The organism is Alteromonas sp. 14N.309.X.WAT.G.H12 (assembly GCF_036697315.1).
In the GTDB taxonomy this organism is placed as follows: domain Bacteria; phylum Pseudomonadota; class Gammaproteobacteria; order Enterobacterales; family Alteromonadaceae; genus Alteromonas.
Genome location: NZ_JBAHZB010000003.1, coordinates 53,990 through 66,083 on the forward strand (window position 1 = coordinate 53,990; position 12,094 = coordinate 66,083).

Consider the following 12,094-nt stretch of genomic DNA (forward strand, 5'->3'; position numbering starts at 1 on the left):
TGACAGGAGGTTGGGACCTAAACCCTGTCACGATCCCCACGTTAAGAGCGAGGTAACTTGAAAGTCCAGACGGTACCGCCCTGATTAATGTCCTTGATGCGAGAGGCAACTTCACCACCCCATAAGGGCACGGCACCACCCCATCCAGAGAGCACGCTGATATATTGCTCTCCGTCCATTTCCCATGTCACAGGGGAACCGACAATACCTGAACCTGTATTAAACTTATAAACAATCTCACCGGTCTTCGCGTCAAAGCCCAGTAAATAGCCTTCAGGTGTACCGGTGAAAACAAGGTTACCGGCAGTGGTTAACACACCACCCCAAAGCGGCGCATTGTTTTTGTATTCCCAAACGATGTCACCGGTTTTAGGATCAACGGCTTTGAGCGAGCCAATATGATCTTCAAAGATGGATTTGATGGTAAATCCGGAACCTAAGTACGCAGCGCCTTTTTTATAGCTAACCGGTTCATTCCAGATATCCATCCCCCATTCGTTTGAAGGCACATAGAAAAGTCCGGTGTCCTGGCTGTAAGCCATAGGCATCCAGTTTTTGCCGCCTAAGAAGGAAGGGACAGAGAATACGGTTTTGCCTTTTTTGCCGTCTTCAGAGTCAGCAGGATTACCCGGACGGCTGTCTTCGTTAATGATAGGACGCCCTTTTTCATCCAAGCCTTTCGCCCAGGTAATGTCTTTAACAAAAGGGAACCCGCGTATAAATTCGCCGTTTTCACGGTTTAAGACATAGAAGAAGCCGTTACGGTCTGCCGTGGCGGCGGCTTTAACGGTTTTTCTGCCTTCTTTGTAGTCGAAGGGGATCAGTTCGTTTACACCGTCAAAATCCCAGCCGTCATGGGGTGTGGTTTGAAAATGCCAGACAATTTTTCCGGTATCCGGATCAATGGCCAAACGGGAAGAGGAATATAGGTTGTCGCCAGGACGCAAATGTGAGTTCCATGGTGAAGGGTTACCGGTACCCATAAGGATAAGATCTTGATCTGGGTCGTAGGTGCCACCAAGCCAGGTAGCTGCACCACCGGTTTTCCAGAGATCACCGGTCCAGGTTTTATTCGCCTGGCCACCGGTAATGCCATTTTCTTTACCGTTTAAGTAGCCCATGTGGCCTTCAACGGTGGGACGCGTCCAAACCAATTCGCCGGTTTTGGCATCACGGGCTTCTACTTTCCCTATAACCCCAAATTCGCCACCGGAGATACCGGTAATCACATTGCCTTTGACAATCATGGGAGCTGCGGTAAAGGAATACCCCGCTTTATAGTCACCCATTTTCTTACGCCATTTTACTTTTCCGGTTTTTTGGTCAAGGGCTACCAAAATGGCATCCAGCGTACCGAAAATGACCAGATCGTCATACAAGGCTGCGCCCCGGTTGATCACATCACAGCAAGGCATGATGCCGTCGGGTAAGCGGGCTTCATATTGCCAAAGCTCATCACCGGTTTTTACATCAATGGCGTAAATACGGGAATACGATCCAGTTACAAACATGACTCCATCATGAACAAGGGGCTGAGATTCCTGTCCCCGTTGTTTTTCTCCCCCTAAGGAAAAGGCCCATACTGGGTGCATTTTCTTTACGTTTTCGGTATTGAGCATATCCAAGGGGCTATAGCGCTGGCCTCGTGGTCCAAGGCCATACGTCAGAATATCTGAGGTGGTGGCTTGATCGTTGAGGATGTCCTTGTCGGTGACGCCCGCAGCCTGTGCATTTGACAGCGCACTTAGCGACAAGGCCAAACCGATAGCCGTGCTAATCAGCTGGCTTGTAACTGTTCGACTTTTCATAAGAATTCTCCAGTGGTTCAACAGGTGCTTGAGAAACATCTGCGTGTTCTCAAAACGCAATCAAACCGATACATTCGACTTGATTGTTGTTCGTTGTGTCTCCCGGTGCATATTGTTTTAGGCATAGAACATCACGGACGACGACAGTGTCAGTATTAGCTAATGTTTTTTTAACAACCATTCAACCTTGGATTATCATTTTTAATCCCTTGGTAGTAATACCCTCTTGTTTTTAGGGTCAATAAGGCGCTTCAACACGCCAAAATTGGCGTGTTGAAAAAGGCCGACAGGTTATTCGGCGTAGAGGTCGGGTTTTAGGTAGGACACCCCATAACGGGTAAAAATGGTGTTCATTGTGCCATCTGTCACCATCGGTTCGGTGATCCCTTCGATGGCATAGGCCAGTTGACGGTAATCTTGTTTTACCGCCATCCCAATATCCCAAGCTTTTACGCTCATGGAGGCCAAACCCACGGTGTTGATGGTGTAATTAGGGCGCAGTGTCACCGCCCATTGAAGTTGGCTTTGCATACCGGCAACGGCAGCAACGTCCCCTTTTTCAAACATTGTCACAGCCTCGCCGGTTGTAGTGGTATGAACAATGTTGTTGCGCAGTCTGCCAGCGAGGGTAGCACTGAGAAAAAAATCCGGTAATGAATCCAGTTCCACCGCGATTTTTTCGTACTGGAATATCGCTAGCGTTTCAATGTTTTCAGTTTTATCTGTATTGCGCAATAAGGCCCATTGCTCCCGATGATAGGGGCCAAACATCACCACCATTTCATTGCGGGGCAATCCGTACCCGTCTAAGGCATAACTGAATTTGCGGTCGTAGGGAACTCGCATCATCACGTCTGCTTTTTTACGGGTGATAATGTGCCCTTTCCATATGGCCTGACGTAGGTCGTCTTCTAAATTTTCATCGGCATTGATCCACATCCAGCGGGGCTCAACGCCGAGTCCTTTGGCGATGGCGGTTGCCACATCAATATCAATGCCTTTGGGCGTATCATTTTCAACAAAAGAATAGGGGGGGAAATTGTTATATACCGCAAAGGTCATATACCCAGTTTCGATGATGTCATCGAAACTTCTCGCCATAACGGAAAATGCGCTGAAAGCCAAAGTGGCAGTCAGCGCGAGGCCCGTTATCCAGCAACGAAATAAGCGAGCCATAGGCGTTACTCCGGCGTGCCGCGGGTCTCAATGTAAGATTTTATGGCCCACATTGCTTCCTGGCTTAAAATACCTTCAAAGGGCGGCATGTATACTCGTCCGTCAATGACGGCTCCATGGCGGATGCGCATTAAAAACCACTCATCGGCTTCTTCGGGGCTGAAAAATTCGTTTTCGTCGTTTAGTTTTCTAAGATCTGGCGTGATGCCGCCGGAAATCACTTCTAATCCATGACAACGGGCACAGTTTTGGTTGTAAGCAGAATCACCAATTTTAATGGCCAATTCATTACCGGTGAACGGGTTTGTGGCTCGCCATTCATCCCCTAACTGGGGAAGTGCACTGGTATCAACGGCCTGGGGTGTGACGTCGCCGTGGGCCAATACGTGTCCAGCTGATAACGCGAGAATGGCAGTAAGCATACTCCGCATGATAATTGAGAAATTTTTCATAATGCATCTCCAAAAGTTGTCAAAGTGTTTCAATGCTGGTTAGAAGTGGCGGACAACTTCAGTGGGTTTATGTTGTATTTGCGACACAACCAGGCACGTTTTAAACGGTATTGGATATGTACAGGGAGGCCAATTGTACTAAGGTAGTAAACCTTTCATCCTTTGTGCTCATTCATAATGGCGGGGGCATAGACTAGTATGCAGTATAGATTTTCCAGTACAGGAACGCTGATATGTTCGCCCACCAACGAGATACAAAGGCGACAGCAGGCTTAAAACACACACTTAAATATCTAACAAGACAGTGTGGCGCAGGGGTCGTATTGCTTTGCGGTTTCTGTTTGTCAGGTGCTGCCCTCGCGGATTTAAACATTCCCATTGCTTATGTAAAGCAGGTTTCTGATGAGTCTGTTGTATCGCTGTCGGTTTACCGTTCACCACAAAATAGCGGCGTTGCCGGTGCTGAGCTTGGGGTTAAAGACAGCAATACCACAGGCCGTTTCCTTAAACATCATTTTGACTTAACGGTGATTGAAGATACCCAGGCCGATGCCCTTATGGCATCTGTTACTCTCTGGCTTAAAGAGCATAAGGGGGCTTTGGTGGTGGATGCCTCCGATGAGGTATTGCAAGCACTGCTGTCAACTCCTGAAACGGCGTCTACCCTTATTATTAATGCCACCAATAAGTCTGATAAATGGCGTAAAAGTCAGTGTCAGGCAAAGCTACTCCATACCTCCCCGAGCTACGCCATGTTAGGCGATGCCCTGGGCCAATTTTTGATGGCTAAACGATGGCGAAAATGGTTGCTGGTGGAAGGGCAGAGCGAGGCTGATAAAGCCATGGCTGCGGCCTACGAACGGGCATCAAAACGCTTTGGTACGGACATTATTGCCCGCAAAACCTGGACCTTTAATACGGATCTACGGCGTAGCGCACAACAAGAAGTCCCCGCTTTTACCCAAGCAGACGACTACGATGTGGTGGTGGTGGCCGATACCCAAAATAGGTTCGGATATTATTTGCCTTATAACACCTGGTTGCCGCGCCCGGTTGTGGGCACCCACGGATTGACCGCCGTTTCATGGCATTCTGCCATTGAGCAGTGGGGCGCCGTGCAGTTGCAAAATCGGTTTTATGAGGGCTATGCCCGTGCCATGAATGAAGATGACTACAATGGTTGGTTGGCGGTGCGGGCCCTTGCTGAAAGTGTCACCCGCACCGGTGTCAACGATCCTGACCGCTTGTATGCCTACCTGATAAGCGACAAATTTGAATTAGCGGCATTTAAGGGCCGTAAACTGACTTTTCGTCAGTGGAATGGTCAGCTAAGACAGCCGGTTCCTCTGACTCAAGCCTATGCCCTGGTGTCCCAATCCCCCCAGCAAGGGTTTCTCCATCCGGTCACCGATTTAGATACCCTGGGTTATGACAAGCCGGAAGTGACCTGTCAGATGATAACGGAGTAAGGAAATGAAAAAACGGTTATTGGCTTTATCATTACTCATGAGTCACGGCGTTTTAGCCGATACCGCTTATGTGACCAATGAAAAAGATGACACCCTTTCTGTTATTGATACCAACACCTTAACGGTCATTGATACCCTTGAGGTGGGCATGCGTCCCAGAGGCATTATTTTTAGTCAGGATTTTCGCTATCTGTACATTTGTGCCAGTAATTCGGATGCGGTACAGGTGATGGATGTGAGCACCCACAAAATTATACACAACTTACCTTCCGGTGAAGATCCCGAGCAATTTGCCCTCCATCCTAATAACCGTTTTTTATATATCGCCAATGAAGACGATGCTGTGGTGACGGTGGTGGATACCGAAAAACGGGATGTGATCGCTCAAATTGATGTGGGGGTGGAGCCCGAAGGCATGGCCGCCAGCCCGGATGGGAAATGGGTGATTAATACCTCTGAGACCACCAATATGTTGCACTGGATAGACGCGAAAACCCAAACCCTGGTGGACAATACTCTGGTGGATCAGCGTCCACGACATGTGGAATTCTCTGAAGATGGAAAACGTTTGTGGGCCTCGTCCGAAATTGGTGGCACTGTGTCGGTCATCGATGTGGACAGCCGTACCATCAGCCATACCATTCGATTTAAAATTCCCGGTGTCCATCGAGATAAAATACAACCCGTTGGCGTAAAACTCACCTCGGACGGTAAGTATGCCTTTGTGGCCTTAGGGCCTGCGAATCATGTGGCAGTGGTGGATGCAAACACCTACGAAGTACTAGATTATCTTTTGGTGGGTCGCCGGGTGTGGCAGCTGGCATTTGCCGATAATCAAACCCGCCTGCTTACCACCAATGGTGTGAGCGGGGATGTATCGGTTATCGATGTCAACAAACTAAAAGTAATCAAAACCATAAAAGTGGGTCGCTATCCTTGGGGTGTGGCGGTGAAACCATGAGTTATGCGTTACAGGTCACGTCCCTGAGTTATGCTTATCAAAAACACAATGTGCTAGAAGGGATTTCCTTGCAACTACAAAAGGGACGGTTCTATGCGTTATTAGGGCCAAATGGGGCGGGGAAAAGCACCTTATTTAGCCTGTTAAGCCAGCTGTTGAGCACGAACACCGGTGATATCTCCATTAATGCTTATCCTATTCGCACAGCTCCCCGCAAAGCTTTGGCATCAATGGGAATTGTGTTTCAGCAAACCACGTTAGATACGGATCTGACGGTACGGCAAAACCTACAATATCATGCCAGTTTACATGGTCTTAATGCCAAACAGGCGAAAGACAACATCGCCCGGGAGCTGAACCGTTTTAATCTTGAACATAAACAGAACGCTAAAATTCGGGCGCTAAATGGTGGCCATCGGCGACGGGTTGAGATTGCCCGTGCCCTACTTCATGATCCCGCTGTCCTGCTACTCGATGAAGCCAGTGTAGGGCTGGACATGCCAACCCGTGACAGCATTAATGAACACATTCGTTATTTATGCAAAGAGCGGGGGATTACGGTGCTGTCCTCTACCCACTTAGTTGATGAAGTGCAAAGAGATGATCATCTTATTTTGCTGCATGCGGGTAAGATTTTGCTCGATGCGCCTTGTGAATCGGCGTTAAGCGCCCGGGGGGTTAGTGATGTGAAAACCCTCTATCGACAGCTCATCCAGGGAGAGACGCCATGAAATACTGGGCCGCTTTTTCCGGCATCGTCATACGGGAACTCAGACGTTTTTGGCACCAAAAAGCGCGCTTAGTGAGTGCATTGGTGCGGCCTTTATTATGGCTGGTGGTGTTTGCCGCGGGGTTTCGGGCCGCCTTGGGCATTGCCATTATTCCGCCATACAGCACCTATATTACCTATGATGTATATATCGTGCCGGGGTTGGCGGGCATTATCCTGTTGTTTAATGGTATGCAAAGCTCCTTGTCCATGGTGTATGACCGCGAGATGGGCAGTATGAAGGTGTTACTAACCAGTCCTTTACCCCGTCCATTTTTACTTGTTAGTAAGCTGGTGGCCGGTGCACTAATTTCGCTGTTGCAGGTGTATGCGTTTTTCGTGTTGGCTTGGTTATTTGGCATTGAGATGAGTTTGCTAGGTTACCTATATGCCGCGCCGGTGCTGTTTTTGACGGCCATTATGCTAGGAGCTTTAGGGTTGGTGCTATCGTCGTTTATCCGTCAGTTAGAAAACTTTGCCGGGGTGATGAATTTTGTGGTGTTTCCCATGTTCTTTCTTTCTTCAGCGTTATATCCGCTATGGAAGTTAAAAGAATCAAATACTTTTTTGTATTACGTTGCCCAGTACAACCCCTTTACCCATGGCGTGGAGCTTATTCGTTTTGCTTTATACGAACAGGCCAATGGCATGGCTTTTGTTATAACATCACTCACTGCTATAGTATTCTGCGGTGCTGCAATTTACGGTTATGATCCTAAACGGGGTATGTATAACCGAAAGGCGGGGCGCTAAAATGACAATTCGTGCTCGACACAGGCAGTAGGAATTGAATACTATTAATTATAATTTTACAATAGGTTTACGATTATGGTAGAAATCCTGGTTGCTGATGACCATCCGTTGTTTCGCTATGCCATTACGGATTTCGTAGAGCGAAACATCGCCGATACGAAGACCATTACCTGTACTGATCTGGACGCCGCCCTTGAGGTTGCAGAAGCCCAGCCTGATATCGACTTGGTGTTACTCGATTTAAATATGCCGGGCATGGATGGCTTAAATGGCATTGTCCGTTTTCGCAATCAGTACCCTGAAATTCCTATTGTTATTGTCTCTGCTGAGGAAGATAAAAACGTAGTATTACAGGCATTTACATACGGTGCTGTGGGGTTTATTACAAAATCTTCAAGCTGTGAGCAAATCGTTGCTGCCCTTGAACAGGTGCTGTCGGGTCAAGTCTATTTACCACCGGATATTATTCGCAAAAGTGGCGCAAGCAAACCCAAAGATGAAAATGCCAAGCAACAGATCGATCCAAAACTTATCGCGGCGTTAACCCGAAGACAATTATTGGTGTTCGAGTGTATCGCCAAAGGGAAGTCGAACAAGCAGATTGCCTATGAACTGAATATTGCAGAAACCACGGTGAAGGCCCATGTCTCGGCAATTCTCAGTAAACTGAATGTACATAATCGTATTCAAGCAGCGTTGTGTGCCGCCAGTATCGATTTTAATCACTATCTTATGCGTTAGAAAAACAAAAACGGGGAAATGAACAAACGCCTAGTCTGGCTGTTTTCCCCGCTGTGACATCAGGTTTGACAGGGCCAGTTTCATTTTATGGGGCTTCACTGGCTTATTGAGCAAGGAATAGCCTTGGGCTCGCACTTCCTGTCTTAAGGCATTGGTATAGTTAGCGGTGATCATGATCACCGGGATAGTCTCGCCAAGCACGGGTTTGATCATGGCCAGTGCGTCAAAACCGGTATCCTTGTTATCCAGATGATAATCAGCCACTACCACGTCCACCTTGATGCTTTCAAGCCAACCCGGTTGCGCGAGTTCTTCTAAGGTTTGTACACTGATAACATTTATTCCCCAGCCACCTAACAGCTTTTCCATTCCCTGACAGATGGCTTCGTCATTATCAATGATAAGCAAGTTTGCCCCTTCAAGGTGACTGTTGAAGCGGTCTTCGACCATCGGCGCGGGCGGTAAATCACTGGGTAAGCGCGGTTTCCCGTAGGGAATGAGTACACTAAAACACGACCCCCTTCCTTCAATGGAATCTACCTGGATACGGTGTTTCATGACCGTAGAGAGTTTATCGACGATGGCAAGGCCTAGCCCCAAACCTTGATCATGGCGTCGTTGTTTGGGATCGACCCGGTTAAACTCTTGGAATATGTCACTGAGTTTGTTTGCTGGAATACCAATACCGGTATCGCAGACCTGAATTTCCAAGCCTTCCACTCGACGGCGTGTACCAAGTAAAATGGCGCCTTCATGGGTATAACGGATGGCATTGGAAAGGAGATTTCGCAATATTCTCGCCAATAAATAGCCATCGGTATGGATAATCCGGGAGGTATTTTTAAAACGAAAGTGAAGCCCTTTTGCTTCGGCTTGGGGACGAAATTCGTTTTCCAGGTTGCCGAGTAATTCCTCAGCGGGAAAGTCATCCATCACCGGCTCTATCAGCCCGGCTTCCAGTTTGGAAATGTCCACTAGGGCGGTAATTAAAGACTCTAAGTTTTCCAGCGAATAGCTTAAAGATTGGGTCAATTTTTGGGCTTCGGGTTTGAGAGTTTGTTCGGCTAAGGCACTGACAAACAGTCGTGCCGAATTCATTGGCTGGAGTAAATCATGACTGGTGGCGGCTAAAAATTTACTCTTTGATTCGTTGGCACGATCGGCTTCCCGCTTGGCTTCCAGTAAGCTGATTTGGGCAAGTTGACGCTCTTCAATTTCCTTTCTTAACTGGGCGTTAATTTCCGAAATTTTCTTGGTACGCTGATTAACCCGCTGCTCCATGTAATCGTAGGCATGTTTAAGGGCTTGTGCGGTGCGCCTTTGTTCTGTGACATCTTGCTCAAGGGCAAAGAACCCCACCACGTTTTGGTTTTGGTCGAAATGGGGAATAAAGGTTTTGTTAGAAATCCGCTGACTACCGTTTTCCAGCGTGTGTTCCACTTCAAAATTCACCGACTGGCCCAACATGGCCCGTTTAATATAGATATAAAGGTTATTAAATTCTTCCTGGCCCAAAACCTGTTGTAAATGATGGCTAATGATTTCAGAACGGGAACGATGGAACCATTTTTCAAATTCCCGGTTTACAAACTCATAGCACATGTCTTTATTGACGTATGAAATGAGGGCAGGCATGGCGTCTGTAATTAAGCGAATGCGTTGTTCGCTTTCCTGCAACGCCCGCTGATGATGGCTTCTGTCGGTAATATCTGTAAGGGTATTTAGCATGCCACCAGAGGCAATAAGGTGGCTTTTGCAGAGTAAAACGATGCCGTTGGCTAGGGTGATTTCCGTCTCACAATAGCCATCGTCATCCCGATGCGCCAAGGGTAACATTTCCAATACCGGAGAAAGGGGAGTATCGGCAATTAATGCATCGTATTTGATGCCGCGATGAATGTCTTTATTGCCCAGCTCGGCAAATTCCACAAATTGCTGATTCCAGGTTTGCAGCTCGTTATTTTCATTAATCAAGGCCACCGCTTCGGTCATGTTCTCTAGGGTGGATTTGAGTAACTGGGCTTGTTCGGCCATGGCCGTCTGGTAGCGCAACTCCTCGGTTTGTTTAATGCTGGTGATATCTGTGTAAACCACCACTAAGCCATCTTCAGCGGTTTTCCGCTCTGACATTTGGATCCAGGTGCCATCTTTTAGTTTGAAGATGGTTTGGGTAATGGAGCTGGGAAAAGCACTGACTTTCTTTTGTACCTTGCAGCTATGATCAACTAAGGGCAAAGACGCCGCGGTGATTTGTTGAAATGTGGTGACACCCAATTGAAAAGGAATATTAAACCGGCGCCAGAATTCACGGCAACGGCTGTTAACCAAAACCATTTTTCGTTCCGCGTCAAACAACACAAAGGATTCCGAAATACTCTCGATGGCATCGGTAAGGCGTTGGCGATCTTGATCTGAGGATAAGCGGTTTTTCTCCGCTTCATGGCGGGCGTGTTCCAATTGTAAGTTGGATTCTTCCAGCCGGTGCAGGGTTTGCTGTAATTTGTAGGTGCGTTCTTTTACTTTGTCTGCCAGTAAGGCGGCATCTTCAAAGGACTGGTACGCGTGGCTGTGGTTGCCCCAGCCCATTTCTACCCGCCGCATTAAAACGGCGTTAATCTTTTTTAATTTTTCATTTTCATAACGCAGTTGTTCCAGTTCATCAGTATGACTACTATCGTCAACCGCAGGGTAAGGACTATGCGCCGGAAAAGGTGGGGTAGAATGGGTCATTTGGATATCCTATAGCAACACCGGTGAAGGTATGATTAAGATGCAACCCGTTGATTTGTTCACCATAGGTGCTAAAACCGATGACATTATGTTCCCTATATAACCCAGACATATCAGATTCTAATTCGAACTGATCAATTTCGGCACGTCGATGGATACAGTCAAAACCAATCAATAACTGAATTTCACCCACAGATTCTTCTAAACAATTAAATATCATTGAGGTGTGAGAAAGTAAACCGGGGGACGTCATCTTTGTTAATACCACACCAGAGTCGATGGCACAGAAAAACGTCAGGCTAAGATCATCATTCACGCGCTGGATACTGCGAATATAAAGCTGTTCGCCAATTTGAACAGCTAGAGGGTGCAGTGCAAAGGTGCGGGAATTAAGATCTTCCAACTTCAGATTATTTATTCGGCAATATTCTAACGCTGCAGGTTCGGCATTAAATTCCTGTACTACCCGGGCATCGGGTGACACCTGGGTGACCACGAGTTTTTCTTGCTGTGGCGCCAAATGATGTTGACTGAAGACCTCAAAACGGCAGGCCGTATTGATTAGCATGATCACCGCGGCATCACTGTAAAATTCGCCGTTGTAGTACACCTGGGTATCGACAAAATGCTGATCGTCACCGGCAGAGCCACCCACCAAAGGAATTTCATGAAGGCTGGTGCTAAGGGCATTGATAACCAGTTCTTCTTTTACGGATAACCCATCAAGTAGTGAAAGGGCAAAGCAGTGCTTTTCAATGGGGGATGGGGTAACGGCCTTTTTTCTCAGATTATCCAGCATTCGGCTAACTAAACTGTCTGAATCATCCGAGGTAAAGGTTGTCAGGTTTTCAATTAAGACCGATTCTACGGAAAATAAATGCTGACTTAAGCCAAACGCGCAGATGCTATTTTTGCGATAGCCCAGAGGGGTGATTTCGCCGGCGGTGGTACAGCCAATGACGGTAATGTCATCGAAGTACCGAGTTAGCTCTCGCGACAACAGGGCAAGAGGATAGCGAGTACAGCAGTAAAATACCACGCACGTAGGTTCACAAGGCGCTAATGCCCGGTAAATTTCGGCGGCGGCAAGCACAGGGTCGGCTTCTTCACTTCCTGCACGAGCAACGCCGTTGAGCGGTTGCTGAGAGACAGCCAGTTGTGATAGTTGACTCATGGATCCTCCAGATGTGTGGAGGAATAATATCTCTTTCACAATTGCTTAACAAGAATGTATT

The 12,094-nt window shown here is 47.5% G+C and carries 10 protein-coding genes; 5 read left to right on the plus strand and 5 right to left on the minus strand.

Translation table 11 applies throughout. The features are described from left to right. Window positions 1-41 precede the first annotated feature (41 nt). The 3 genes from V5298_RS02720 to pedF form a co-directional block, all read right to left on the minus strand. The gene (locus V5298_RS02720; RefSeq protein ID WP_332929931.1) at window positions 42-1,808 is read right to left on the minus strand and encodes a PQQ-dependent methanol/ethanol family dehydrogenase; all 1,767 of its coding nucleotides are present in this window, start codon (window positions 1,806-1,808) and stop codon (window positions 42-44) included. Window positions 1,809-2,099: 291 nt separating this feature from the next. Beyond that, complete coding sequence (locus V5298_RS02725; RefSeq protein WP_332929932.1) at window positions 2,100-2,984, minus strand: substrate-binding periplasmic protein; 885 nt, start codon at window positions 2,982-2,984, stop codon at window positions 2,100-2,102. Window positions 2,985-2,989: 5 nt separating this feature from the next. Beyond that, entirely contained in the window at window positions 2,990-3,436 is a 447-nt protein-coding gene (gene pedF, locus V5298_RS02730) for a cytochrome c-550 PedF (protein WP_332929933.1), read from the minus strand. 233 nt (window positions 3,437-3,669) lie between these two features. Between pedF and V5298_RS02735 the strand changes: the two genes are divergently transcribed. The 5 genes from V5298_RS02735 to V5298_RS02755 all read left to right on the plus strand — a co-directional run bounded on the left by V5298_RS02735 (window position 3,670) and on the right by V5298_RS02755 (window position 8,129). Continuing rightward, on the plus strand, window positions 3,670-4,905 hold the full coding sequence (locus V5298_RS02735; protein WP_332929934.1) for an ABC transporter substrate-binding protein: 1,236 nt from the start codon (window positions 3,670-3,672) through the stop codon (window positions 4,903-4,905). 4 nt (window positions 4,906-4,909) lie between these two features. After that, a complete protein-coding gene (locus V5298_RS02740; protein ID WP_332929935.1) occupies window positions 4,910-5,866 on the plus strand; it encodes a YVTN family beta-propeller repeat protein in 957 nt (318 codons plus the stop codon). Continuing rightward, window positions 5,863-6,597 carry an ATP-binding cassette domain-containing protein gene (locus V5298_RS02745; protein WP_332929936.1) on the plus strand — a complete coding sequence of 245 codons (735 nt, stop codon included), beginning with the start codon at window positions 5,863-5,865 and terminating at the stop codon, window positions 6,595-6,597. The genes V5298_RS02740 and V5298_RS02745 overlap by 4 nt, the downstream gene beginning before the upstream one ends. Further along, complete coding sequence (locus V5298_RS02750; protein ID WP_332929937.1) at window positions 6,594-7,388, plus strand: ABC transporter permease; 795 nt, start codon at window positions 6,594-6,596, stop codon at window positions 7,386-7,388. Before V5298_RS02745 ends, V5298_RS02750 begins: the two co-directional genes overlap by 4 nt. Before the next feature lie 75 nt (window positions 7,389-7,463). Further along, window positions 7,464-8,129 carry a response regulator transcription factor gene (locus V5298_RS02755; RefSeq protein ID WP_332929938.1) on the plus strand — a complete coding sequence of 222 codons (666 nt, stop codon included), beginning with the start codon at window positions 7,464-7,466 and terminating at the stop codon, window positions 8,127-8,129. Window positions 8,130-8,159: 30 nt separating this feature from the next. On the opposite strand, the gene V5298_RS02760 is transcribed toward V5298_RS02755, so the two are convergent. Together V5298_RS02760 and nosP are read right to left on the minus strand one after the other, a co-directional pair. Further along, on the minus strand, window positions 8,160-10,859 hold the full coding sequence (locus V5298_RS02760; protein ID WP_332929939.1) for a NahK/ErcS family hybrid sensor histidine kinase/response regulator: 2,700 nt from the start codon (window positions 10,857-10,859) through the stop codon (window positions 8,160-8,162). Continuing rightward, a complete protein-coding gene (gene nosP / locus V5298_RS02765; protein WP_332929940.1) occupies window positions 10,825-12,033 on the minus strand; it encodes a nitric oxide-sensing protein NosP in 1,209 nt (402 codons plus the stop codon). The genes V5298_RS02760 and nosP overlap by 35 nt, the downstream gene beginning before the upstream one ends. Window positions 12,034-12,094 lie beyond the last annotated feature (61 nt).